27 protein-coding genes are annotated in these 25120 nt (G+C 62.1%); 10 read left to right on the top strand and 17 right to left on the bottom strand.

The window, feature by feature from the left end; all coding sequences use genetic code 11:
- Positions 1–83 precede the first annotated feature (83 nt).
- Entirely contained in the window at positions 84–974 is an 891-nt protein-coding gene (locus IEV82_RS08415) for a hydrogen peroxide-inducible genes activator (protein WP_188481575.1), read from the bottom strand.
- A gap of 110 nt (positions 975–1084) precedes the next feature.
- Between IEV82_RS08415 and IEV82_RS08410 the strand changes: the two genes are divergently transcribed.
- Together IEV82_RS08410 and IEV82_RS24165 are read left to right on the top strand one after the other, a co-directional pair.
- Positions 1085–1747 carry a peroxiredoxin gene (locus IEV82_RS08410; RefSeq protein ID WP_188481574.1) on the top strand — a complete coding sequence of 221 codons (663 nt, stop codon included), beginning with the start codon at positions 1085–1087 and terminating at the stop codon, positions 1745–1747.
- Between the two features lie 136 nt (positions 1748–1883).
- Positions 1884–2375, top strand: a complete 492-nt coding sequence (locus tag IEV82_RS24165) for a cytochrome ubiquinol oxidase subunit I (RefSeq protein WP_444543189.1) — start codon at positions 1884–1886, stop codon at positions 2373–2375.
- 355 nt (positions 2376–2730) lie between these two features.
- Here IEV82_RS24165 and IEV82_RS08400 read toward each other — a convergent pair whose 3' ends face one another.
- From IEV82_RS08400 to IEV82_RS08375, 6 genes are all read right to left on the bottom strand, one after another.
- Entirely contained in the window at positions 2731–4911 is a 2181-nt protein-coding gene (locus tag IEV82_RS08400; protein ID WP_188481573.1) for a xanthine dehydrogenase family protein molybdopterin-binding subunit, read from the bottom strand.
- A gap of 1 nt (position 4912) precedes the next feature.
- Entirely contained in the window at positions 4913–5368 is a 456-nt protein-coding gene (locus IEV82_RS08395) for a (2Fe-2S)-binding protein (RefSeq protein ID WP_188481572.1), read from the bottom strand.
- Positions 5369–5668: 300 nt separating this feature from the next.
- A complete protein-coding gene (locus IEV82_RS08390) occupies positions 5669–6082 on the bottom strand; it encodes a hypothetical protein (RefSeq protein WP_188481571.1) in 414 nt (137 codons plus the stop codon).
- A complete protein-coding gene (locus IEV82_RS08385; RefSeq protein ID WP_188481570.1) occupies positions 6079–6561 on the bottom strand; it encodes a hypothetical protein in 483 nt (160 codons plus the stop codon). Before IEV82_RS08385 ends, IEV82_RS08390 begins: the two co-directional genes overlap by 4 nt.
- Before the next feature lie 34 nt (positions 6562–6595).
- Positions 6596–7126, bottom strand: coding sequence for an anthrone oxygenase family protein (locus tag IEV82_RS08380; protein WP_188481569.1), 531 nt, complete (start codon positions 7124–7126; stop codon positions 6596–6598).
- A 23-nt stretch (positions 7127–7149) separates the two neighbouring features.
- Positions 7150–7899: an SDR family oxidoreductase gene (locus IEV82_RS08375; RefSeq protein WP_188481568.1), complete on the bottom strand. Its 750-nt coding sequence runs from the start codon at positions 7897–7899 to the stop codon at positions 7150–7152.
- A 179-nt stretch (positions 7900–8078) separates the two neighbouring features.
- Here IEV82_RS08375 and IEV82_RS08370 point away from each other — a divergent pair, with 179 nt between their 5' ends.
- From IEV82_RS08370 to IEV82_RS23900, 4 genes are all read left to right on the top strand, one after another.
- A complete protein-coding gene (locus IEV82_RS08370) occupies positions 8079–9080 on the top strand; it encodes a helix-turn-helix domain-containing protein (protein WP_188481567.1) in 1002 nt (333 codons plus the stop codon).
- Between the two features lie 11 nt (positions 9081–9091).
- On the top strand, positions 9092–10486 hold the full coding sequence (locus IEV82_RS08365) for an MATE family efflux transporter (protein ID WP_188481845.1): 1395 nt from the start codon (positions 9092–9094) through the stop codon (positions 10484–10486).
- 499 nt (positions 10487–10985) lie between these two features.
- Entirely contained in the window at positions 10986–11282 is a 297-nt protein-coding gene (locus IEV82_RS08360) for a hypothetical protein (protein ID WP_188481566.1), read from the top strand.
- Positions 11283–11383: 101 nt separating this feature from the next.
- Positions 11384–11647: a winged helix-turn-helix transcriptional regulator gene (locus tag IEV82_RS23900; RefSeq protein ID WP_373285194.1), complete on the top strand. Its 264-nt coding sequence runs from the start codon at positions 11384–11386 to the stop codon at positions 11645–11647.
- A 20-nt stretch (positions 11648–11667) separates the two neighbouring features.
- On the opposite strand, the gene IEV82_RS08350 is transcribed toward IEV82_RS23900, so the two are convergent.
- Genes IEV82_RS08350 through IEV82_RS08340 form a run of 3 tightly spaced genes read right to left on the bottom strand, consistent with a single transcriptional unit; the run spans position 11668 to position 14077 of the window.
- Positions 11668–12612, bottom strand: coding sequence for a fumarylacetoacetate hydrolase family protein (locus tag IEV82_RS08350; protein WP_188481564.1), 945 nt, complete (start codon positions 12610–12612; stop codon positions 11668–11670).
- A gap of 17 nt (positions 12613–12629) precedes the next feature.
- Positions 12630–13376: a sulfite exporter TauE/SafE family protein gene (locus IEV82_RS08345; RefSeq protein ID WP_188481563.1), complete on the bottom strand. Its 747-nt coding sequence runs from the start codon at positions 13374–13376 to the stop codon at positions 12630–12632.
- Complete coding sequence (locus IEV82_RS08340) at positions 13373–14077, bottom strand: GntR family transcriptional regulator (RefSeq protein ID WP_188481562.1); 705 nt, start codon at positions 14075–14077, stop codon at positions 13373–13375. Before IEV82_RS08340 ends, IEV82_RS08345 begins: the two co-directional genes overlap by 4 nt.
- A gap of 103 nt (positions 14078–14180) precedes the next feature.
- On the opposite strand from IEV82_RS08340, the gene IEV82_RS08335 reads away from it, so the two are divergent.
- The 4 genes from IEV82_RS08335 to IEV82_RS08320 all read left to right on the top strand — a co-directional run bounded on the left by IEV82_RS08335 (position 14181) and on the right by IEV82_RS08320 (position 18703).
- The gene (locus tag IEV82_RS08335) at positions 14181–15050 is read left to right on the top strand and encodes a fumarylacetoacetate hydrolase family protein (protein ID WP_188481561.1); all 870 of its coding nucleotides are present in this window, start codon (positions 14181–14183) and stop codon (positions 15048–15050) included.
- 32 nt (positions 15051–15082) lie between these two features.
- Complete coding sequence (locus tag IEV82_RS08330; protein ID WP_188481560.1) at positions 15083–16150, top strand: type 2 periplasmic-binding domain-containing protein; 1068 nt, start codon at positions 15083–15085, stop codon at positions 16148–16150.
- 79 nt (positions 16151–16229) lie between these two features.
- The gene (locus IEV82_RS08325; protein ID WP_188481559.1) at positions 16230–18164 is read left to right on the top strand and encodes a tripartite tricarboxylate transporter permease; all 1935 of its coding nucleotides are present in this window, start codon (positions 16230–16232) and stop codon (positions 18162–18164) included.
- Between the two features lie 11 nt (positions 18165–18175).
- On the top strand, positions 18176–18703 hold the full coding sequence (locus IEV82_RS08320) for an OsmC family protein (RefSeq protein ID WP_188481558.1): 528 nt from the start codon (positions 18176–18178) through the stop codon (positions 18701–18703).
- Between the two features lie 190 nt (positions 18704–18893).
- On the opposite strand, the gene IEV82_RS08315 is transcribed toward IEV82_RS08320, so the two are convergent.
- The 7 genes from IEV82_RS08315 to IEV82_RS08285 form a co-directional block, all read right to left on the bottom strand.
- On the bottom strand, positions 18894–19778 hold the full coding sequence (locus IEV82_RS08315) for a polysaccharide deacetylase family protein (RefSeq protein WP_188481557.1): 885 nt from the start codon (positions 19776–19778) through the stop codon (positions 18894–18896).
- Positions 19779–20204 carry a nuclear transport factor 2 family protein gene (locus IEV82_RS08310; protein WP_188481556.1) on the bottom strand — a complete coding sequence of 142 codons (426 nt, stop codon included), beginning with the start codon at positions 20202–20204 and terminating at the stop codon, positions 19779–19781.
- A gap of 82 nt (positions 20205–20286) precedes the next feature.
- A complete protein-coding gene (locus tag IEV82_RS08305; RefSeq protein WP_188481555.1) occupies positions 20287–21312 on the bottom strand; it encodes an ABC transporter substrate-binding protein in 1026 nt (341 codons plus the stop codon).
- A gap of 34 nt (positions 21313–21346) precedes the next feature.
- Complete coding sequence (locus IEV82_RS08300) at positions 21347–22120, bottom strand: ABC transporter permease (protein WP_188481554.1); 774 nt, start codon at positions 22118–22120, stop codon at positions 21347–21349.
- Between the two features lie 9 nt (positions 22121–22129).
- Positions 22130–22954 carry an ABC transporter ATP-binding protein gene (locus IEV82_RS08295; protein WP_373285193.1) on the bottom strand — a complete coding sequence of 275 codons (825 nt, stop codon included), beginning with the start codon at positions 22952–22954 and terminating at the stop codon, positions 22130–22132.
- A gap of 344 nt (positions 22955–23298) precedes the next feature.
- Positions 23299–23964, bottom strand: coding sequence for a TetR/AcrR family transcriptional regulator (locus tag IEV82_RS08290; protein WP_188481552.1), 666 nt, complete (start codon positions 23962–23964; stop codon positions 23299–23301).
- Positions 23965–24157: 193 nt separating this feature from the next.
- Entirely contained in the window at positions 24158–24841 is a 684-nt protein-coding gene (locus IEV82_RS08285) for a hypothetical protein (protein ID WP_188481551.1), read from the bottom strand.
- Between the last annotated feature and the right edge of the window lie 279 nt (positions 24842–25120).

The following is a 25120-nucleotide window of genomic DNA, read 5'->3' as shown; positions in this document are numbered from 1 at the left end:
AAGAAGACACCGGAGTCAGTCGAATTTCGTGAAGGCTCGCTGATGGTGTGGCGGCTGTGAACCTGGCCGCAAAATCACCGAACTCACCGTTTCGTGCGGCGCAGGATTTCACCGATCTGCTGGAAAATATCCGGGTACGTGCTGCTCTTGCGCCATGCCAGAACGACACGGCGTGGAGTTGCACCTTCAAGCTGCGACAGATGCAGGTCGTGTCCCGCCGTCAGTCCCGCTTCAATCGCCAGGTTCGGCAAAAGGGTCACTCCGATGCCTTCCTCGACCATCGAGACCAGCGTTGGCAAACTGGTGGCCGAAAAGGATGCGTCTTCTTCAAGGGCAACCCCCGGCACGCTGGACAGCGCGTGTTTTTGCAGACAGTGCCCACGTTCCAGAAGCAAAAGCCGACGACCCGCAAGATCGGCGCCTTCAATCCGTGAAAGATTGGCCAGCGGGTGGGCCCGGGATGTGGCAAGACTGTAGTTGTCCTCGAACAGCAGCATGGTTTCCACCTGTTCCGGCAGGTCATGCGGCAAAGCAATCAGGATGAGATCCAGACGACCTTCCATGAGACCTGACAGCAGCGAGTCCGTCAGTTCTTCGCGTAGGTAGACCTGCATCTTGGGCCATGTCTCACGCAGAGCAGGCAGAGCACGCGGCAGCAGGAACGGGCCCACCGTCGGGATAACACCCAGTCTGAGCCGGGTTGGTCCGGCAGACATTTCGGCATGTGCCGCGGCTTCAAAATCGCTCACTTTTGCCAGGATTTCGCGCGCACGGTTCGCAAGGGCTGTGCCGATTGACGTCATGAGAACGGAATGGGTGCTGCGTTCGGCCACTTTCACACCAAGGCGCGCCTCCATCTCCTTGAGGCCGGAAGAGAGGGTCGATTGCGTCACGTTGCAGATCTCGGCAGCACGCGAAAAGTTCTTGGTATCGTCCAGGGCAACAAGAAACCGCATTTGGCGAAGTGTCGTCATGGTGCCCCTGGTTATCGAAAAAACAGATCACCCTGTCCGTTTAATTCAATTTCCAGAATATATCCAGAGTGTCTATCCCGGTCTCAGACGAGCAAAAAGGAGAGACCACAATGAATGCTGTCACCCAAATCACTCCTGCATCGCAGGTCGCGATGCCCCGGATCAACGAACCCGCGCCGGAGTTCGATGCGCTGACCACGCATGGTCGGAAAACGCTGACCGACTATCGCGGCAAATGGCTCATCCTGTTTTCGCATCCAGCCGATTTCACGCCGGTCTGCACCACGGAATTCACCGCCTTCGCGCGTCGTGCCGAAGACTTTGCTGCGCTGAACACCGACCTGATCGGTCTGTCGATCGACAGCCACTACGCGCATATCGCGTGGGTCCGGTCGATCAAGGACAGCTTTGGCGTCGACATCCGCTTCCCGATCATTGCAGATCTCGACATGAAAGTGGCGCAGGCCTACGGCATGATTCAGCCTGGCGCATCCGACACACAAGCCGTGCGCGCCACCTTCATCATCGACCCCGAAGGCGTCCTGCGCGCGATGGTCTACTACCCGATGACCAATGGGCGGTCGATCGACGAATTCTACCGTCTTGTGCAAGCGCTTCAGACATCCGACACCCACAAGGTCGCAACGCCCGAGAACTGGACGCCCGGTCAGGCCGTGATCGTCCCGACACCGCAAACAACGGACGCGGCAGAGGCGCGCATGACCGAAGGCTATGACACCAAGGATTGGTATTTCTCGACCAAGACGCTCTGATCTCAGGAGTCTGCTGCGTGCCCCGGCGCATGGCCATCGGGGCCGCCCACGCAGGGTTTCGAGGTACCCCTCGGACTGCAATCGCTGCGCGAACGCGCGTCATGATCTTGCCGTTGATCATTCTGGCAATCACGGCATGGCACAGCTGGGCTGCGGCGGTTGTGCTGCTCGCGGCTGGGCCCTTGTCCGAGATCGGGCGGCTGCGGTCGGCAGCGAAAAGGATCGTGCCGATGGTGGGTGGGGGAAAATGGCTGCGCCTCGGCGGGAAACCATCATCTCCGCTACGCCCCTCATGGTAAGCGACCTTTCAGCAAAACGAGGAAAGGACGCCGACGTTATTTTCGAACCCGTGTCATTCCTCGTTGGGCCGGGAGAGTCCGTCGCGCCTGCGCCCTTTACCGCCATCGGTTTTCCCGACCAGGAGGCGCGTGCGACCCACTATGCAGTCGAAATTCCCTGGGCGATGGGGCTGATCGGCACACGGTTTCTGACACAGGCAATTCCGGGCATCAACGAACTCGTCGCTGAATCCGAAGTGAAGATCCGTGACGGGCTGATCGCCTATGACGCGCTGATGACCATTCGTGAAGAGCGGGATGCGACGCCCCAAGCCGTGCGCCACGTTTGAAGCGCATTCCGAGAACCAGAAGGCAGAAAACAGATGACCGGGTGATTTTGGCGTTTGGGCAGTCTCATCCGCGCCGACTTTCGAGCCTTTGTCCAAGGTCCGACTTCCTGAAGGTTTTTCGATGTGGGCCGCTGCGCGACGTGGGCGGCCCACATCGAAAAACCTTCAGGGGAGCGGACCTTCGCCGGCAGCGCGAGACAGTCCCACCAAACCGTTGGGTGCCGCCATCGGCGGGACCTCAAGATCTGGCGTCATGCTGCGCCGCCACAAGTCGACCCCGATCCCGTTGCCATGTCTGAGACTCAGAATGACCCGCTCGCCAAATTTTACCTTTCCGTTTGTAGGACTGGCAGTGTCATGCCAGCCCGTGCCGCGTGAAGGGCAACTCACGAACGCGGGTTCCCGTCGCCCGGAAAACCGCGTTGGCGACGGCCGGGCCGATCGGTGGCGTGCCCGGCTCACCGATGCCGGTAGGCGCCGCGTCCGAGCGGACGATGTGCACCTCGACCTCCGGCATGTCGGCGATCCGCAGCGGCGTGTAATCGGGGTAGTTCCACTGCGCCACTTCGCCGTCCACCATCGTGATCTCTTCGCGCAGGATGGCCGACAGGCCATAGCCCAGCCCGCCCTCGATCTGGGCGTTGATGTTGTCGGGGTTGATCGGCACGCCGCAATCGACGCCGCAGGTCACTTTCTCGACCTTCACAGTGCCATCGTCGCGGATCCGCACATCCGCAATCTCGGCCACGTAGCTGTTGAAGCTCTTGTGAACCGCGATGCCGCGATGGGTGCCCTCGGGCCCTGTCGGTCCGGCCTTTTCGGCAGCGAGGTGCAGCACACCGGCCAGCCGTGCGTCCTCGGCAAGATGGGCGAGGCGGAATTCAACCGGATCGCGCCCGGCCGCCACGGCCAGTTCATCCATCATAGTTTCCATGACATAGGCGGTGTGGGTATGCCCGACCGAACGCCACCACAGCGTGGGAACGCCGACCTTCGGGTGATGCACGTCCACATGCATGTCCGGGATCGCATAGGTGGTGTCCGAAATGCCCTCGACCGTCGAATGGTCGACCCCGTCCTGAACGACAAAGCTTTCGAACGATGTGCCGGTAAAGATCGACTGGCTGACGATGCGATGCTCCCAGCCCGAGATGTTGCCCTCGGCGTCGAGCCCGGCGCGCACGCGGTGCACCGCCATCGGCCGGTAGTAACCGCCGCGAATGTCGTCCTCGCGGGAATACACCAGCTTGATCGGGCGCGCGGCGTTGCCCGCGTCGAGCCAGGCTTTGCCGATCATCGCCGTCTCGGCGGCCAGATGGCCGTCTGGCGTCGCGCGGCGACCAAAGGACCCACCACCCCAGCGGGTGTTGATCGTGATCTGCGGGAAGTCGAGGCCGAGGACCGCCGCCGCTGTGCCATGATCCAGTGTCTGGATCTGCGAACCGCCCCAGAAGGTCGCCGACTGGCCATCGTACAGCACGGTCATGTCAAGCGGTTCCATCGGCGCATGCGCAAGGTAGGGGAAGACGTACTCGGCCTCGATCACCTGCGCGGCCTGAGCGAGTTTTGCGGACGCGTCGCCGCGCGGGTGGGATGGCAGGCCGGGTGCGTCGAGTGCGGCGCGAAATTCGTCAAGAAGCGCGTCGGTGCCCCGGGTCTCGCCCGAGCCCGCGACCCAGTCAAGCACCAGCGCCTCGCGGCCCTGCATCGCCGTCCATGTGTTGGTCGCCACCACCACAACGCCTTGCGGGATTTCGAGAACCGCCTCGACCCCGTCCAGCGCCAGTGCCGCTGTGGCATCCACCGAGGCCAGCGTCGCACCAAAGCGGGGTGGGCGGGCGGTCACGGCCACAAGGCCGCCTTCGGGCTGGGCATCCATTCCGAACAGTCCGACGCTGCCGCGTGTCTTCATCGGCAACTCGACGCGGGGAAAACCCTTGCCGATATAGACCCAGTCTTCCGGGGATTTCAGCGTCACTTCGGCTGGCGGCTCCTGCGCCGCGGCGAGGGCGGAAAGTTCACCAAGAGTTGCCAAATTGCCGCCACCCGAGACCACACCGTTCGTGATCGTGATGTCGCCTGTCGGTACACCCCATTCCGAGGCTGCGGCGGCCACGATCATTGCGCGAACGACAGCCCCGGCCTGGCGGTACTGGTCAAACGAGTTGGCCATGGCGGTGGACCCGCCTGTGCCCTGGAGACCGAACAGGAAGTTCTTGTATAGCTCGGGGTTCGACGGGGCGAATTCGACCTCGACCTGATCTGCGGCGGCGTCGAGTTCCTCGGCGACCAGCGTGGCAAGACCCGTCGCTGTCCCTTGTCCCTTGTCCAGATGCTTGCTGAGAACGATCACGCGGTTGTCCGGCGTGATGTGGACAAAGGGCGTGGCCAGTGCCCCGGACGCGGTATCGGCAAGGCCCTTCTGGGGGATCACGGCACCGATCAGCAGCCCGCCCAAGGCCCCTGCGGACAGCTTGAGGAAGGTGCGGCGCGTGGGCTGCGGCGCGGGGCGTTTCGCATCGAGATAATGCAGCATCTCAGGCCTCCATGATTTCGGCGGCGCGGTGGATCGCACGGCGGATGCGGGCATAGGTGGCGCAGCGGCAGAGATTGCCCTCCATGGCTGCGTCGATGTCGTCGTCGGTGGGCTTGGGCGTTTCGGTCAGAAGCGCCGAGGCCGACATGATCTGGCCGGACTGGCAGTAGCCGCATTGCGGGACCTGCAACTCGACCCAGGCTGTCTGGATCGCCCTGGCCGCTGGCGTGTCGATCGCCTCGATGGTGGTCACGGTGGCACCTTCGAGATCGCCGATCAGTGCCTGACACGACCGCGTGGCCTCTCCGTTGATATGCACGGTGCAGGCCCCGCAAGAGGCGACGCCGCAGCCGAATTTCGTGCCCGTCATCTTGAGCTCGTCGCGGAGGACCCACAGAAGCGGCATGTCTGGATTCGCGTCGATCTCGCGCGGTTCTCCGTTTATCGTGAGTTGCATGTTTCTCTCCGGTCGGTTTGTGGACGAGGCGTGACACCGCGCCTTTGAAAGGTAAATCCGGTGGGGTTCAATAGCGATATGCATTTATGGTCAAATGCAGACAATTCTGGTCAGGCGTGTCCGGACCTCGCATTGATCTTCCCTCCTTGACATAGGGCTGTCGCGGTTGAAGCGCTGCGCCTATGGAAATTTCACCGACCTTGTCCTTGCAGCGACGGATGCACCGGTCGATCCGTGCAAGCTCGGGTTTCGTGCCGGTCACCAGCCCGACGCCAAGAGGCAAAGGCAGGTGACCGCGCATCAGCCCCAGGCCTTGAATTCCGTGATCACGTCGCGGCGAAACAGCAGTCCGAGCGCTACAAGCTGGAAGCACATGAACAGGCCGATCCCCACATAGACCGTTGTGGCCGAGGCCATCTCTACCGGCATGGGACTGATCATCTGCGTGATCAGGCCCTGTGAATAGTCGAAGGCCCCCACGGCGTTGTAGGCGACAAGCGCCCCCCAGATGGCCACGCTGCGCCGGGTCCAGAAGAGGTAGAGCATCACCGGCACCGCAAACCCGATGATCGTGTCGCTCAGCCACGGGCCGAACCAGCCATCGGGTGCGATGCCGCCGAACATTTTCACCTCGGGCAGGAACAGGATGGTCTGCGCGCGGAAGATCGTGGCACCCATCAACAGCGTGATGGCCCATTTGATCATCGGTGTCATGCCGCGTGCCTTTCGGCGTGTTTGAGGACGGCTAGCAAGGCGAAGACCGGAACAGCCAGAGCGATCGCCACGCGGATGACGTGCAGCGCAAGCCAGGTCGCGCGCACGCTCGATGCCTCGGCCGCTGTATAACTGTCCCAGATCAGCAGGATGTTCTGAGGGATGAAATAGCCCAGCGTGAACACGGTATTGGCGACGTAAAGCCAGACCGCCCACATCCAGAGGCGGCGCACCGGGAGGTTTTTCCAGTCCAGCCGCACCGAAAAGAACAGCCCAACCAAGGTGATCAGGTTGAGCGGGATGATCGTGAGCGCGAAATTCAGGAACTCGTCCCAGAAGCCTGTCCGCCAGACCAGCGGGTCAGTCCCGAGCCACCTGATGCCGTAGGAGACAAGGATGAGCAGCCCGCCGCCCGCAAAGGCTGCGGAGGCGACCACGGCCGTCATATTGACAGCTTTGCGATAGGTGTCGGGCGTCATCGTGGGCAACCTTTGTTTTTGGTGTCAAATTGCTTTAGCGCGCGGGGCCCGCGGCCATCGCGCGCAGGATATAAACTGGGATTGCAAGCGTGATCAGGACGCGGGGGATATGACCCAGAAGCCAAAGCCCACGGATCGTGGCGGCATTCTCGTCCGTCACCGGGCCGGTCATCGCAATGCCCTTGTAGAAATCCAGCGCATCCCCCACGGGCGACCCGATCGCCGCCGCAAGTCGCACGTTGAGCGGCATGTGGTAGAAGATGGTGATCAGCGAGACCGCCAGATAGAGCCAAAGCGCGATCACCCAGTTGCGGCGCGCCCGGGCAACATGCCCGTCGAGCCGGGCCGACAGGATCAGGCCAACCGGCATCAGCAGAAAGAACGGCATGATCGTGAAGAGAAAATTGCTGAACTGGGGAAAGAATTGCGCGACGAACTCGGAAGGAGCGAGGCTGAGCCAGTAACCGCCCATCGACAGCCCGATGAAGGCATTGGCGCCGAAGAAGGCGGCTGAGGTAATGACAGCCAGCGCGTTGACGCGGCTACGGTAAACATCCGATGGCATGACAATGGCCTTGTCGTTGGGGGTCAATGAAACTCGGTCTTGGCGAACTGACGAAACAGGAAGGCGGGGGCGATCCGGCTCATCAGCTTGATCTGGCGCGATTGTCCCAGAAGCATCTCGGTCTGGTTCCGGCGCATGCCTTCGAGGATGTCGCGCACCAGGTCCGAAGGCTTCATCTTCTTGAAATTGTCGGACTTCAGCACCGATGCCATGTCGGTATCGACGACCGGCGGCATCGCTTCGAAAACGGTGATGCCGTGGGGCTGCAACTGGTGACGCAGGGTTTGTGCACAATGATGGATCAGCGCCTTCGTCCCGGAATAGATCGGCGTTCCGGGTGACGCGACAAATGCGATTCCCGATCCGATGAACAGAACCCCCGGCTGTGCGCTTTTCTCCAGAAGCGGCAAGGCGCGCCGCGTGAGTGTCAGCGGGGCAGTCGCGTTGATCGCGATCTCGGCCTCGATCTTTTGCAGCGCGCCGGGATCGCTCCTGAAGTCATAGGCCAGGAAAATGCCCGCGTTGTTGATCAGCAGGTCAAGCCGACCATGCTGCTCCCGGATCGCCGACAAAATGCGCTCCTGATCATCGGCGACCGTCACATCCCCTGTGATCGGTTGCGCCCCGGTCAGTCTTGCGGCCTCCGCGAGCCTGCCCGCGTCGCGCCCGCAGATGACGACCGTGTTGCCAAGCGCCACAAGTTGCCGGGCCAGTTCAAAGCCGATTCCCGAACCGCCGCCGGTGACAAGAATGATCTTCGATGTCAGGTCCAAGGCGATCTCTCCACGTACAGATGTCATCGTCAAACTAGGCTTGTGGGCTGGCTGTCTTCCACCGCTTGCGACTTGCAGATCGTGTCAATGACTTGCAGATCGGCTCAACGCCGTTGCCAAGAATAGGGCGAGCGTTTCTAGTGCAACGCGCGGAGTCCCCGCGTGAAAGGCTCCCCTGGATGCAGACGCAAGAGCGATCCCCGATCTATACATCCGCTGTCCTCTCGGGCCCGATCTGCGGGATGCTTGGTGTCGGCTGGGACGATGTTCTGATCCGCGCGGGCATCAACGCGACCGAGCGCAACGACCGGGCCTTTCTGGTCTCCGCCGACGAATACCTGGCGCTCTGGGCCGCGATGATGGACCTGACGGGGCAGCAGGACGTCTCGAAGCTTCTCGGATTGCGCATGGCAGGTGGTCCGGCGATCCCGGTTCTTTTCGCGCTGTCGACCGCCCCGGATTTCGAGACCGGCATCACGCGCATGGCACAGTTCAAGAGCCTGTTCGGGCCGATGCGGTTCGTCGTGTCGCGCAGCGCGTCGGAGTTCACCGTGCGGGTCGCCCCGGACCTGCTGAACGCCCTGCCCGGATCGTTCAGCAGCCCCCAGATCATCTACCTGCATGCGCAGGCCAATGCCTTGGCGCGTCATGCGATCCGCCCTAAGCGGGTGTCCCTTCCGCTTCCGCAGGACGAGCGCGCGCGTCTGGCGGAGGTCTTCGACCAGATCCCCGAGCAGGGGGACGCTTCGCTGACCTATGCCCGCGCCGATGCGCGCGCGCCCTTCGTCTCGGACAATCCCGACCTGTGGCAGGCCACCGAAGCCGACCTGCAAGCCCAGGCGATGATCCAGTCCAAGGGGGTGCCCCTGTCGGACCGGGTCCGGGCGACGATGGTCGAGGCGTTCTCGATCACCGAACCCACCATCGCCCATGTCTGCAGCCGCCTGAAACTGGGACGGAGCACGCTTCTGCGCCGCCTCGGAGAAGAGGGCGTGACATTCCAGTCGCTTCTGGACGAAACGCGAAAAGAGCTTGCGATCCGCTATCTGGTCAAGAGTGAACTGAACAACCAGCAGATCGCGCATCTGGTGGGCTACCGCGATCCAAACGCCTTCCAGCGCGCGTTTCGGAAATGGACCGGGAAAACACCACATGCGCTGCGCAGCGAGACCCGGCAATGACAACGCCGCCAATCACCGAAACACGCGCCGTGTTTCTGGAGGGCAACCTCTTTCGCCATATCACGGTGATGGCGCTGACCTCATCCGTCGGGCTGATGGCGGTCTTCGCGGTCGACTTCATCGACATGGTCTTCATCGCGATGCTGGGCAATGCCGAACTGGCGGCGGCCGTGGGATATGCAGGCGCGATCCTGTTCTTTACCACCTCCTTTGGGATCGGCATGGCCATTGCGGCGGGTGCATTGGTGGCCCGAGCCTTGGGAATGGGTGACGCGGAACTGGCGAAAGCGCAGGCGGCGGCAGCGCTTGTGTGGGGCGTGGTTTTCGGCGCGGTCTTCGCGGCGGCGGTCTGGCTGAACCTTGCACCCTTGGCAGCCCTCATGGGGGCCTCGGGCGAGACTTTGGACCTTGCCGTTCACTACCTGCAGATCATCGTGCCCAGCCTGCCGTTCCTGATCGTCGGCATGGTGGGTGGTGCGATCCTGCGCGCCCATGGCGATGCGCGCCGCGCGATGATGGCGACGATCTGGGGGGCGCTGGTCAACGCGGTGCTCGATCCGATCCTGATCTTCGGCCTGGGGCTAGACCTGACTGGGGCTGCACTGGCCAGCGTCGCGGCGCGCCTCGTGATCGCGGGCACCGCGCTGATCCCGATCTTTCGCCACCACGGCGGGCTGGTGCGCCCCGGCGTGCCAGAGATGCGGGTCGCCTTTGTGCCCATCGTGACCATCGCCGGCCCGGCGATCCTGACCCAACTGGCCACGCCCCTGGGTCAGGCAGTGGTCACCCGCGCCATGGCCAGTTTTGGCGAGGCTGCGGTGGCGGGCATGGCCATCGTAGGCCGGATGACGCCGGTGGCCTTTGGCGTGATCTTCGCATTGTCGGGCGCCATCGGGCCGGTCATTGGCCAGAACTTCGGCGCAGGTCGCATGGACCGGGTCCGGCAGGCCTACCGCGACGGGATATTGTTCTGTGGGATTTTCATCGTGGCGATGACAGGAATACTTTTTGCCCTTCGCGGCCCGATCATCGCGCTCTTTGGCGCCGAAGGCGTGACGCGCGATCTGCTGTTGCTGTTCTGCGGTCCGCTGGCGCTGGCATTCTTCTTCAGCGGTGTGATCTACGTTTCCAATGCGGCGTTTAACAACATGGGTCATCCATTCCGCTCCACCGCCATCAATTGGGGGCTGCATACTGTGGGAACCATTCCCCTGGTCCTCACAGGGGCTTGGCTTTTTGGTGCCAAGGGTGTGCTGATCGGACAGGCGCTCGCCGGAGTGATCTTTGCCGGTATTGCCACCTTCATGGTTCGGCGGATGATGGACGGTGAGGCCGGTCCCCCCGTGCAGAAAGAGCCCTTCGACCGGCAAGCGCGGTTGATGAGCCTGATGCACCGACGGAGGTAATCTCGCGCCATCCGGGCACAGACAAAAGTCATCCTCTGAGTTGAATGCTGCTTTTTGCAGGAGGCACGTTGGTGGGATTTGAAGGCGCGGACACAGGACAATGTCGCAACAATCCTCCCTCAACTCCGATACCCGCGGTCCGTGATGTGCTCCCCAAGGCGTTCCCGCTCGGGGTCAGACTTTCCCCGCTTTGATGTGCCAAGGTGATGATTGTTGAAGGCATCAGACGAATGGAAAGCATCCATGTCCAAGACAAGGGTCAACGCAAAGGATGCCGGTCAGACCATGTCAATCAGGATCTGCCGAGTGAGACACCAACGGCACCCTTCCACTTCGAGGACATTCAGCAGATTTGCAGCATCGCCTCGCGCATACCCTGCGTGATGAAGATCGAACGGGCGTGACCTGCCCCAATATGCATACTTTTGAACGAAATTGCAGATCGTCGCAACGAACACTGCAAGCTATATTTTGTTGTATAATCATAAGGATCACGGAAATGAAAAACTATACGTTGGCTGCGTCCGCCGGGCTATTCCTGGTCTTCGCGGCTCCAGCATTCGCTACATCGAACCTCGTCAATTGTCTGGACTATGTCATCGGTCTTTCGGATGAAGTGGCGATCGAAGGCCAGGCACGCGCAGGGTCCGTATCGGCGTTCGAGCAAAGAGTGTGTGAAAGCTCTTCGGAAAGGGCAAGCGATATCACTGAAGTCACTCTATATCCTGTATTTATCGAGGAACTTGGGATGGCAACTCGGGTGATTGTGATACCGACAATGACCAACGACAACTAACGTTCAGTCTCCTTGTCCTTGACAGGCTGAGGCGGGATTTCCGGGACGGGTTTATAGCTCGGGAGCGTGGCTCCCGGCTGGCCCGTCGCGGAGATATGCCAATGCCCAAGCAACAGAAGATCACCCTCAGCGCCTCGCGCGACATTCCCTTCGACAAGCTGATGCTCACCCAGACGCTGCGCGATCTTGAGAGGGACGGTCTGGTGACGCGGATCAGCTGTCCCGAAGTGCCGCCGCGGGTGGAAGACCGACTGACCGACCTCGGCCTCTCGCTCAGCGACCTTGCGCGGGCCATGGAGCAAGGAGTCGTCATTCATTGCCCGGCCATACTGGAGCAGCGGCGCAAGGTGGGACTGGACGCCTGACCTGATTGCGCAGAGCGCCCTCAAACAGCGCTGCCTGCGACCACCCTATTGCGCAGTGTGCCGATCCGTTCGATTTCGCTTTCCACCCGGTCTCCGGGCAAGCAGTAGCGCGTCGCGGCCACCAGACCCGGTGCGGGCTGCCATTTACCGCCAAGCTCGGCATCGACAGACCATGCGGTACCGGCGGGTGTACCGGTCAGGATCACCATGCCGGGTTTGAGGGTGAAGTTGATCGAAAAGAAATGGATCAGCGCGGCGCAGCTCCAGAGCATGTCGGCGGTGTTTGCCTCCTGGCGCAGCTCTCCGTTGATCCAGGTCCGCAGCATCAGCGCCTGAGGATCGGGAATCGCATCCGTGGTGGTGATGACAGGACCGAGAGGCAGGCTGGAATCGAAGGCCTTGCCGCGCCCAAGTTCGTAATAGACGACACCCTCGGGCGTGCGGCGCACTTGTCGGTCGCGCGCGGTCACGTCATTTGACACCGTGTAGCCAAAGACATGTGCCAGTGCGTCGGCCTCGGGAATGTGGCGGCCTTCGCGGCCGATCACGATGGCAAGCTCCGTTTCGCAATCCAGTTTCGAGGTGAGTTCGGGGTCATGCACGATCCCGTCTTCCGGACCGATCACGCAATCGGATGTCTTCAGAAAGAACTCCGGCTCCTTGCCCGAGAGCGGCGCATTCGCCTTTTCGGCGTTGTGGGCGTGGTAGTTGCTGCCAGCACACAGCACGGTCGAAGGCAGAAGAGGCGCGGCCAAACGCACCGTGTCGATTTGAACACAGGCCTCTTCAGGCGGGTTGTCCGCGATGGTACGTGCGGCCTTACGGGCACTCTCTCCGCCCCGGATCAGCGACACCATGTCGATGAATTCGGAACGTGGGTCGGCCTTGTGCAGATCGACGATACGGTCGCCATCGACAAGGCCAAGGCGGCGTTCGTCCGCGTGAAAGAAGGTACAAAATTTCATGGTGCGATCCCCGCTCCTCAGGAAAACAGAAAGGACAATGTCAGCCCAAGACCCAGCACGGCGACACCGATGCGCAACGGTTTCTCGGGCAGGCGCCGGGTGATCGACGCGCCGAAATAACCGCCGACCAAGCCGCCCGCCAGAACACAGCCCGCCGCCAGCCAGTCGGTGAGACCCGACAGCATCATGGGGATAACCGCTGCCGACTGGATCCCGGCCGCAAACAGGTTCTTGGCCCCGTTCACGCGGCCCAAGCCCTGCCCTGTCGAGGCCGAAAGCACCGCCAGCAGCATGAAGCCCATGCCAGCGCCAAAAAAGCCGCCGTAGAAGCCGATCAGCGTCAGCAGGACGGCGGTCGCGGCGCGCAGGCGGTCTCCGGGAAAGGCCCAGCGCATGAGATCGGTCGTCTTGGGGCCAAGCACGATGGCGACCACTGCGACACACAGCAGAAACGGCACGACGCGGACAAAGACGTCATTGCCCGAATTGACCATGACAACCGATCCCGCCACTGCGCCAAGCAGGGCTGGCAGAAATTGCCGGGCCAGCGTTTGCGCGTCGTCCCTCAATTCGCGTCGATAGACCCAGACCGCAGACAATTGCGCGGGCCAGAGTGCCACACCCTGCGTGACGTTGGCCGCGATGGGCGGCAGCCCGCTGGCCAGCAGCATCGGAAAAACGAAGAGCTTGGCCCCGCCCGCCGCCGAATTGACCATTCCGCCGACAAGACCGGCGGCAAGAAAGATCAGGATTTCGAGTGTCATCGGCCGGGCTGTCCTGCCGCGGCGCCCTCGACTTCCTTGAGGATTGCGGCGGTCAGCGCGAAATGGCGTTCGGTCAGGGTGCAGGCGCGTTCGGCATCGCGGGCCAGCGCGGCCTCCGAGATCGCGGCGTGTTCGGCGCCAAGGTCGCGCGACCCGAGCCTTTGATAGACCGAGGCCCTGCGGTAGCGTTCGCAATGGTCGTGCAGCCCGACCCGCAGGCGCAGCAGCCAGTCGGACCCGCAGGCCGAGACAAGCGCTGCGTGAAACCCGGCATTCGCCTGTTCCCAGGCATCGGGAACAGCGCTTTCGGCGCGGGACAGGGCCGCGTCTTCCTTGGCCATGATGTAGCTTGCCGCCACGACGCGCGCTTCCCACGCAGTGTCGCCCTGAGCGATGGACAGGCGCAGCGCCTCTTTCTCGATCACGGTCCGGGCAAGGTTGAGATCCGCGAACTCCGACGGATCGAGCGGGGCAACTGTAAAGCCGCGATTGCCCTCGGTGACGACCAGCCCGTCCTGCGCAAGTTTCTGCAACGCTTCGCGCAACGGTGTCGGGCCGATGCCGTAAAGCGCCTTGAGCTTTTCGATGCGCAAGCGTTCGCCCGGCACGCGGGTTCCCGCGATGATGTCATGGCGCAAGCCGCGATAGGCGGTATCCACGAGGGTTTCGCCTTCGGAAGGATGGAGGATCTGTGTGTTCATGGCGTCTGGATGTCCCACCTCGTCCGGCATCGCAACTGTATTTGACAGACTCACTTTCATATGTTTTCTGGTTTTATCGATAAAAAATAAGAGTGTCGAGATAATGAAGCTGATTACCTTCGAAATGGACGGGGAAATGGCGGCTGGTTTCGTCGACGGGACAAACGCTGTTGTCTGTGTGACCGGGGCCGACGCGCAACGCGCTGTCCTGTCCGTCATCGAGGGCGGAGAGGCCGCACTTGCGGCTTGGCAGGATGCCGAGCTCACGCGCGCGCCGCTGGCGGATGTGCGCCTGCTTTCACCGATCCCGGCACCGCTGCGCGATATCTTCTGCGTCGGCAAGAATTACTACGCCCACGCGGCGGAATTCCACAACAGCGGCTTTGACTCCAGCGCCAAGGAACAGGTGCCGTCGCATCCCGTGGTCTTCACCAAGGCCACGACCAGTGTCTGCGGTCCGGGCGATGTGGTGCGCGGCTCGCTCGATCCGACAGCATCGGTGGATTACGAGGGTGAACTGGGCGTGGTCATCGGCAAGCGTTGCTTTGGCGTATCCAAGGCCGACGCTTATGACCATGTGTTCGGCTATGTCATCGTGAACGATGTCACCTCGCGCGAATTGCAGAAACAGCACAACCAGTGGGTCATCGGCAAAGGGATCGACACCTTCTGTCCGATGGGGCCGTGGATCGCCACATCCGACGAAGTCGGCGATGTGACCGCGCTGGAACTGGTGACGGAAATCAACGGCGAAGAACGCCAGCGGGTGACCGTGTCGGACCTGATCTTCGACATTCCGACGCTGATCGAAACGATGTCCCGCACCATGACGCTGCTGCCCGGCGACATCATCGCCACCGGCACACCCGTCGGTGTGGGCATCGGGTTCACCCCGCCGAAATACCTCAGGTCCGGGGACCAGATGAAGGTCTCGATCACCAGGCTGGGAGTACTGGAGAACGAGATCGGCTGAGGCCGACATGACAAAAACCTAGGGAGGAAGACATGCGTAAACTGCTGACGACGACTGCGGCGCTTGCCGCGCTTGCCACGATGGCCCAGGCTCAGGACGGTTATTTCGCCGGGAAGTCCATCGACGTGATCGTGCCTTTCGGCACTGGCGGGGCGACCTTTGTCTCTGCCAAGTTCCTCGAGCCCTATTTCGAGAAGCACCTGCCCGGCAATCCCGAGATCAACGTGATCGACCGTCCCGGCGGCGGGTCCATCCTCGGGGCCAACTGGTTCGAGCAGAATGCCAAGGCGGACGGCACCACGATCCTGTTCACCACGTCTTCGACCGCCAACCCCTTTGTTTTGGGACAGGAGGGCGTGGAATACCGTCTGTCGGAGTATCGCGTTGCCTACAGCCACCCGTTTGGCGCGGTCGCCTATGTCTCGCCCTCGACCGGCGTGACGGATGCAGCCGGCATCAAGGAGTCCTCAAACCCGCTGATCTATGGCGGCATCGCGGCGGCGGCCTCGGACCTGCCGGGTCTTCTGTCCTTCGAGGTGCTGGGGCTCGACGTGAAATCGGTGCTCGGCTTTACCGGGCGCGGTCCGGTGCGGCTCGCTTTCGAACAGGGCGAGGTCAATATCGACTACCAGTTCACGCCGGTCTGGCTGACGCAGGTTGTACCGAGCGTGGAAGAAGGCAATGCCGTGCCACTCTGGACCGGCGGCGCGATGGAAGGTGGCGTGCTCAAGGCCCGCGATCCCGTCGCACCGGAGCTGCCCTCGGTCTACGAGGTCTACGAGACGATGAACGGCCAGCCCCCGTCGGGCATCGAATGGGACGCGTTCCAGGGCATCGCCTCGGTGACCTATGCCTATGGCCTGACCGGCTACCTGCATCCCGACGCCCCGCAAGAGGCGCTTGATGCCTTTGCCGCCGCGGTCGAGGCGATCAATGCCGATCCCGAATTCCAGGCCGCAAGCCAGGACGTCACCGGCGGCGCGCGGTTGAGCGCAGGACCGGAGACAGAAGCCGCGATCAAGGCGGCGCTGTCGCCGTCGGACGAGGTCAGAACCTACCTCCGCACCCTGCTCAGCGAAAAGTACGGCGTGAACTTCTGAAGCACAGACGAAACGGTACGGAGGCGGCACCCCTTGCGGGTCCGCCTCCTGTTCCTGTCTCCAACCCCCGGGCAGCCCCATGATCGACAACGCGCTGATCGCGCTTGACGCGCTCTTCGACCCGATGCGACTGGCCGCGCTCTTTGCCGGGATGCTGGTCGGCATGGTCTTCGGCATGCTGCCGGGACTGGGCGGGGTCGCGGCAGTGTCGATCCTGTTGCCCTTCATCTACTATCTCGACGACTATTCCGGCCTCGCGATGCTGCTGGGCGCGGTGTCGGTCGTCTACACCTCGGACACGATCACCTCGGTGCTTCTGGGCGCGCCCGGCTCCCCGGCTTCCGCGCCAACGGCCATCGAGGGCCATGCGCTCGCAAAGCAGGGTCAGGCGGCCCGCGCGCTTGGTGTGGGCTTTCTGGCGTCCATGGTGGGCGGGCTGGTCGGATCGCTGGTGCTCTTCTTCGCCATCCCCATCGCCGGGCCGATCGTGCTGATGCTCTCCACGCCCGAACTGTTCATGCTGGCGCTCGTGGGTCTGTTCTTTGCCTCGTCGATGATCGGCAAGGACTTGGCCAAGGGATTGGCAGCGGCCGCGCTTGGTGTGCTGCTTGGCGTGGTCGGGCCAGCACAGGCGGCAGCCGATTTCCGCTTTACCTTTGGACAGGTCTACCTGCTTGACGGGTTCTCATTGACCATCGTGGCACTGGGCCTGTTCGGCGTGGCCGAAGTGATCTCCATGCTCGCGCAAGGCGGCGGGATCAGCCATCAACGCATGGAAGTCTCGCAATGGGGTGACGGCTTCCGCGATTTCTGGCGCCATCGCTGGCTGGTGCTGCGCGCCTCGCTGATCGGCGTTCTGGGGGGCTTTGTGCCTGCAGTGGGCGCGTCGGCCTCGACATGGGTGGCTTACGGTCATGCGATCCGCTCGACCAAGGACAAATCCAAATTCGGCAAGGGCGAGATCCGTGGCATCGCCGCCTCGGAAGGGGCGAACAACGCGACCGTGATCTCGGATCTCGTGCCCACGCTGCTCTTCAGCGTACCGGGTGGACCTGCGGCGGCGATCTTTCTCGGCGCGCTTTTCTCGTTCGGCTACTATCCCGGACCGCGCATGGTGACGCAGAACCCCGACCTGATGTTCCTCATCGTGTGGTCGGTCGCGCTCACCTCGATCGTGGGTGCGGCGCTCTGCTTTGCCATCACGCCGATGCTCGCGCGGCTCACCCGCATCCCTTTCGCGATCATCGCGGCGCCATTGGTGCTTGTCATGGTGATCGGAGCCTATCAGGCGACCTCGACCATCGGTGACATCTTCATGCTGTTCATGCTGGGTGCGCTTGGCTGGCTGATGAAGCATGGCGGCTGGCCGCGTGCCCCGGCGCTTGTCGGCTTCGTGCTGTCCGGCCCGATGGAGCAGTATTTCTGGCTGACCAATCAAATCCACGGCTGGTCGTGGCTCACGCGGCCCGGTGTGCTGGTCATCGCGTCGATCATCGTGATCCCGCTGCTGATCTCCGGGGTCCGCAAGCTGCGCCAGTGGCAGAGCAACGAAGCCGTGACAGAGCCCGAGGACACCGATACCGCGGAAGAGTGCAACCGCAGCGTGGCGCTGATGCTGGCCGCACTTGCCGCGACGCTGTTCCTTTATGCGCTGTGGGAGACGTTCACCTTCAACCCGGCCTCGCGGTTGATGCCCCTGCTGGCCATCGCGCCGGGGGTTCCGCTGACGCTCTGGCTGGTGTTTCGGGGCGTGCGGGAATTCAAGCCCGACCTTGCCCGAGACGCGGGCGAGCTGACGATCCTTGCGGTGCTGCTGGCCTATGCCGTTGCGCTCTGGGCCATCGGGCTGACGATCCCCACGCTGGCGCTGTTGTGCTGGATGTTGCTGGCGCGTGCGCAGATGCGGCTGTGGACAGCGGCGCTTTACGGGGCGGTGGTGTTCGCCGCGATCTGGTTCCTCTTCGACGTGCTGCGCGGCGATCCGCCCGTGGGCGCGCTTATCCCCCTGAGCTGAAAGGCTGCTCCATGTCCAACATGATTGATCCCGACATCATCGAGCCGAGCATCGACCCCCACACCAAGAAGATTGGCGTGCGGCACGTGAAGGCAACCAACGCCGCAGGTACACGCACAAAAATTCAGGTGCGGGACTTCGAGCCGGTTTATACCGACGAGCCCGCGTCGCTGGGTGGCACCAACAGCGCGCCAAGCCCGCTCGAGACGGTTCTGGTCGTACTCGTGGGCTGTGACGGTGTCATCATCAACGGCGTCGCCAATGCCATGGGCTTTGCCTATGCCGGAGTGGATTTCGCCTGCGAAAGCCAGATCGACGTGCGCGGTCCCAAGGGTGTGCCGGGCATCCGCCCCTATTTCGAAAGCGGCAAGCTGGATATCACTGTCTATTCCGACGAACCCGAGGCGCGGTTCCGCCAGCTCTGCCGCAATGTCGAATTCCGCTGCCCGGTGATGAACCTGCTGGCTGCGGCCAAGGTCGACATGCAGGTGACATGGGTGCAGGCCCCCGCTGCGCAATATGCCGGGTCCGTCGCGTAGTCTCCGAATTTCACCACGACCCGCTGTTGTGTATGGCGGACCTTAGTATTGCAACCCTCAAGAACGCGGCCGTGTGATGGTCACAGCCACCGCATCGTGATCGGACCGGATGGTGACGTCCGGCCCGACGCGGCCCTTCGATTGCGTCAGGGCATGGTCGAGAGGGTCACCTGATCCACGCGCCAGATGCCTACGCGATCAGGTCGGGGATCGTGTGGCGGCAATGGTCGTGGATGTCGCCGCTGCGGGTCAGCCAGATGTCGTCGCGGTGGGCGCAGATATGGGTCAAGGCGCGGCGCAGATGGCGCAGGCGGTAAGGCTGGCCGACAAGATAGGGATGCAGGGCAATGCCCATGACCAGCGGCTGGGCGACGGATTGCTGGAGCATCTCGTCGAAATTGTCGATGATCATGTCCGCAAATTGCGCCGCACTGTCCTTGCGCGCGACGATCGACGGAATGTCGTTCACCTCTTGCGGATAGGGAATGGACAGAAGCCGCCCCGCGCTGGTCTGCGTCCAGATCGGCTGATCGTCCATGCACCAGTTGAGCGTATAGCCATACCCCGCCTTGGCCAGAAGGTCGGGGGTGTGCAGGCTTTCGGCGATCCATGGCGACAACCAGCCCTTGGGCGCGGTGCCCTCGCGCGCAGTCAGGATCTGCGTCGCCTCATCGATCAGCACGGCCTCCTCCTCTGGTGGCAGCACATCCTGACGTTCGGAATTCGTGCGGCCATGCCCGACGATTTCATCGCCCCGGTCCCGGAACGCCGCCATCAGGTCCGGCGCATACTCGTACATCGCGCTGTTGGCCAGCACACTCACAGGCATGTCCAGCGCATCGAACATGTCCCGCATCCGCCACGCACCGACCCGGTTGCCATAGTCGCGCCATGCGTAGTTGAGAACGTCCGGCTGCGGGCCTCCGGGGGCCAGTTCGGCACCCAGCCCGTCGCCAAAGGCAAAATGTTCGAGGTTGAGCCCGATATAGACCGCCAGACGTTTCCCATTGGGCCAGTTGTAATCGGACCGTCCGTTGATTGCGCTGTAGGAATAGCGCCCGTTGTCACGCACCATCTACAACTCCGCCTCGGCAAGCCCCGCCTTGTGGAGCAGGATCTCGGCGCTGTCATTCCAGACATCCGTGGCAACGATCTTGCCGCCCCGCACAACGAACTTGTCCATGTAGCGGTTGGTCTCGAACCCGGTCCCATCCTTCCACTCGCCATACAGATAGCCGGTATTGTAGACGTGGACATCGCCGGTTCGTGAATCCAGCGCGGCATCTGTCCTGAGGAATTTCTTCTTCACCCAGGCATACCGCTTGGCGTTGAAGGCGGAACTTTCCGCCGGACCGGAAAACCGCCGACCACCTGTAAAGGTGAGTTGAAAATCCTTTGACACAAAGGTGGCAGCGCCTTCGGGATCGGGCACCATGGAGCGTTCCAGATACGCCTCGACAATCGCCTTGGCCTCATCGACGGGATCGGTTTTCACATCCATCGGGGTCTCCTGCAGGTTCGCATGTTGTGACTCGTGATGCGCCGGGCCGTGCCGCCCGGCGCAGTGTGTTCGACTGTACCGATCAGTTGATCGACACGTCCAGCATCCGCTCGGACGCCGGGGCGAGGAAGGAACGGTCAAAGATCTCGGACGCTTCGGGCAGCGTTTCGAGATCATACCCTTCGGCGATGATCGCGATGGAGCGGGTCAGCCGTTCGTCCACCAGATCACCGATGCCGGTCTCGGCGGTTTCGGGCGCGTTCATGAGTTTGGTCAACGCGAATTCCAGACGCGCCCGTTCCAATTCGGGATCGACAAGGTTGTCAAAGGCCATGATCGCTTCGACCGCGATGTCCTGATCCTTCATGACTTCCAGCGTCGCGCGGGTTACCGCCCGCACCAGTCCCGCAACCGCATCGGGATTTTCGGCCAGCAAGCTGCGCGAAACCATCATGCCGTTGGAATAGAGGTCCATGCCGTAGTCTTCGTAGTTGAACCAGTCAAAATCGGCAGCCGGGTCCTTGCGGTTGGCGATAAGGTTGAACCAGCTCGAGACCGTGAAGGTGTAGGCCCCGTCGATTTCACCGCGGATCAGCATGGGTTCCTGAAGGTTTGGCGCGAGGCTTTCGTATTTCACCGTGTCGATGTCGATGCCGTTGAGGCGGGCAAAGACCGGGAACAGCCGCGTCGTGGGCGTGCCCTGCGCCCCGCCCAGCGTCTTGCCTTCAAGCTGCTTGGGCGATGTCAGTCCCAACTCCTTGGGCACGGCAATTGCAAAGGGCGGCCGGTTCCACATCTGGAACACCATCACGGGCGCTTCGCCCGGACGGGTGGCGGCGTTCTGGATGATGGCGTTGATGTCGCCGAAGCCCGCGTCATAGGCCCCGCTCATGATCCGCGTGATGGTGGCGGCAGAGCCTTCACCCTGGTCGATGGTGACGTTCAGGCCTTCTTCCTCGAAATAGCCTTCGTTCAGCGCAACAAGAAAGGGTGCGTCGCTGCCCTGGGTCTTCCAGCCAAGCGTGAACTTGATATCGGTCATCTCGGCCATGGCCGGGGTGATCCCGGCCATCACGGCGACTGCGGCAGCAAACAGGGTATGTTTCATGGTCTTTGTCCTTTCGAAATAGGGAAAACTCGGATCAGGTGATGGCAATCTCGGTGTCGCGGGTGGCCCAGCCCGTCACGCGACGCTCCAACAGCGAAAACAGCGCGTAGAGAACAACCCCCAGAACGGCGAGGATGATGAGACCGGCAAAGACCAGCGAGACCTGGAAATTCGAGGAGGCGGTCATCATCACGTTGCCGATGCCCCTGTTGGAGGCCACGGTCTCGGACAGCACCGCTCCGACAAAGGACAGGGTGATCGCCACTTTCAGCGAGGCGAAGAAATACGGCATCGTGCGCGGCAGCCCGACATTCCAGAGGATCTCGGATTTCGACGCGCCCAGGGTCTTGAGTACATCCTCGAGGTCCGGCTCGGTGGTGGCGAGGCCGGTGGCGATGTTCACCACGATGGGAAACACGCAGATGACCATGGCCGTCAGGATGGCCGGGGTGGTGCCTGACCCGAACCAGAGCACGAAGATCGGCACAACAGCCACCTTGGGGATCGATGAAAAACCCACCAGCAAGGGGTAGGCGACGGCGTAGGCCACCTTGGAGGTGCCGACCAGAACGCCAAGGGAAACCCCGATCATGACGCCAAGCGAAAAGCCCACCAGCGTCGAATAGAGCGTCTGCAGGATATGCGGCCACAGGATCGGAAACTTGGTCCAGAGCGTCACGATGATCTCGGACGGGCGCGGCAGCACGAGGTCCGAAACATTTAGGACGATGCACAGCACCTCCCACATCAGGAAGAAGCCCACGATCATAGAAAAGGACCACAGCCTTATGCGTTGCTTTTCGGTCATGCGTCGCTCCTATTGACGGACCTGCGCGATCAAGGCGCGCAGGTTCTGGGTCATTTCGACGAATTCGGGCGTGTAGATCGTGTCGATCGCGCGGGGCTGCGGCAGCGGCACCACCTCATCCGAGATGATCCGCCCCGGACGGGCGCTCATGACGCAGATGCGCTGCGCAAGAAACCCGGCTTCGCGCAGGTCATGCGTGACCAGAAGCACAGTGGGCTTGCGGTCGAGATACAGGTCCTGAAGGATCTGCCACAGTTCTTCGCGGGTGAACTGATCCAGCGCGCCAAAGGGTTCATCGAGCAACAGCAGGTCCGGATCATGCACCAGCGCGCGGCACAAGTTGGCGCGTTGGAGCATGCCGCCAGACAATTGCCATGGGAAATGCCCGGCAAAATCCCTTAGCCCCACCTGCCCCAGCAGCGCGTGCACCCTGTCGCGGAAAGCACCTTTGCGGTCCTGCCGGAACGTCGACTTGAACGGTTTGACGATCTTGAGCGGCATCATCACGTTCTGCTCGATTGTCAGCCAGGGCAGCATGGTCGGGTTCTGAAACGCCATCCCCATGCGCAGGTGCCGGATCGAGGCATCCCGCCCGCCCACCAGCACCGCACCGGATGACGGCTTGATCAGGCTGGTGACCAAGCGCAGGATCGTCGATTTGCCACAGCCGGACGGACCGACCAGCGCGACGAAATCACCTTTGTCGAGGATCAGTTTCGTCGGGGACAGGGCGGTGACCGCCTTGTCACCGGTTCCGAAGACCACGGCGGCCTGCTGCAATTCGACGGCCTTGTGGCGGGTTGTGACGACATTCTGGGCGTCAGGCAGGCTCACGGTCTCTGCGGGGGCGGTTGGGTGCGCTGAAATGTTCATGACGGCCGTTAAATCGCGGCCCAGCGCGGAATCGAAAAATTAAGTAAAAATATTTTGACTAATTTATGAGATCGACCAAATGCCGATCAATTTCTCTGTGTTTTGCCACTCAAACTTGCATATGCAGAAGTATACCGAGAGGGTCTCGGGACAGCGTTCCAGTCAGGCTTCTTGTAATCACTGCGCACAGGGAATCACCTCGCAACCGAGAACGATGACTGTCCTCTACCCCTTGGACACACCAAGCCACCTGCCGCCTAATCGGCCAATCACAAGTAAACGGCTGTTGCCCCTAAGCGCGTCGCCTATTCGGAAGTTTCGACACCCAGGTAGGTCAGAACGACCTCCACCGCGTGATCCCGCCGCTCTGCCTGCCAGGCAGGGTCGGTCAGGTCCTGCCCGACCACGGTGCCCAGCGTTGCCGCGTTGTTCAGATGATGCGCCGACAGCGCGACGACCGTCACGTAAAGCTGCACCGGGTCGGGTTTGCGCGCGAATTGACCAGAGGCGTGACCCCGTTCGACCAGTTCACCAATCGCCGTGATGAAAGGCTGCGACATGTCCCGGATCATCTGGGATCGCTTGATATACTTGCCGTTGAGCAGGTTCTCGTTGCGGGTCAACTTGAGGAAATCGCCGTTCTCGGAGAAGTAGTCGAAGGTGAATTCCACCAATCGGCGCGCCTCGAGACCGGGATCGGCCGTGCCGAAGCGCAACTGGCCTTCGCGGTTTCGGATCGCGGCATACACGCTGTCCAGCACGGCGAGGTACAACTGCTCCTTGCCGCCGAAATAGTGGTAGATCATCCGTGCGTTGCACTTGGCCGCCTTGGTGATGCGTTCGACCCGCGCACCGTGAAAGCCGTGTTCGGCAAATTCGCGCACCGCCACGGACAGGATCTCGGCCCGCGTCCGTTCGGGATTGCGACTGCGGACAGGGGGTGTCTTGGGGACACCGTCATCTCTGGACATGGCTTGCCTTGTGAAACGGAATGCCTGCCCACGATAGTCGCAAGCCGAACCACATGAACAGACCCCCACAGCCGCACAAGACCGCACGAACGCGTCTGGCGGTGCTTTGGCACTGCCATATGTCGGGTGCTCCCAGGTCCGACAGATCGTTGCCTTTCAAATCAGCGGAGCGGCGCGTGATACCGTTTTGGTACTAAGCGCGCGGCATCCGAACGATAAGTTCATATCCACTGGCATGCGGCGCGACGAGCCGCAAAAGCGCATCGCCATAAGACCGGTTCGGCAGCGATCCGAGATGCAAATCATCAATCGCGTGCGCGACCGAAGCCAGGTCCTCCGCCTCCAAAGCGATTGTCTTTCCGCTCCAGCGACCAACCCCGACGCGGCAGATCTCGGCCCGGCAGCCGCTGGTTCGGAACAAGAGCCGCGATTTGGTGACCGTTCTGGGGATCACCCGACCATCCCGCGTCGCCAGTTCGGACAGCAGATGCGCGGCTGACTGGCCTGCCACTTCGGGCAGGATGCGCCGCAGGCACAACGCTTCGGCAAGCCTGTTGCGATCCGAGGCGGCAAGCGGAAATTCTGTCGAGAGCGGCATCGACCAGTGCTGTATGCTGCCCACATCACGACCGCGCCGCTTGATCTCGAGCCGGTCGCCGGACCGCAGCTTGACAAGAACCCGGTCGCTTGCCGGGTTCAGCAGGTAGATATCGCTGCGACGTTCGGCGGAACTCAGCGTCCAAGCGCCGTTCAGAACGGCAATGGCCGGATGGCCCGACCCCGGCCAGATCCGGTATTCATATCGGCCTTCGGACGGGTTGGATGTCCGACGGGTATCGATCATCTGTTCGAGGACACTGTCCGACTCGGTTTTCATCGCAGCACCATCCCTTTCTGATCATGCCCCGAATTGAGCAGAGACCGAGCGGTGCAGTCGTTAACGCGGGTTAACACCTCTTTGTCCTCAAACAGTCCACGATCATGGCGGCCCGCACTGGAGGCATCTTGTGACGGGTAGATACTCAAGCACCGTGGGCGCCGGATACTTCAGCCTGAGCCTGTACCGAGTACCACGCTTTGACTTCCGTTAAGGCGCACCACCTGCCACCGTGCAACGATACCGACTTAGACCTGCAAGGGCAAAAGGCTCCGCGCG

This window comes from Marivita lacus, assembly GCF_014637725.1.
Taxonomy (GTDB): Bacteria; Pseudomonadota; Alphaproteobacteria; order Rhodobacterales; family Rhodobacteraceae; genus Marivita; species Marivita lacus.
Note: the sequence above shows the minus strand (reverse complement) of the source record. Positions and strands in the feature narration are given on the sequence as shown.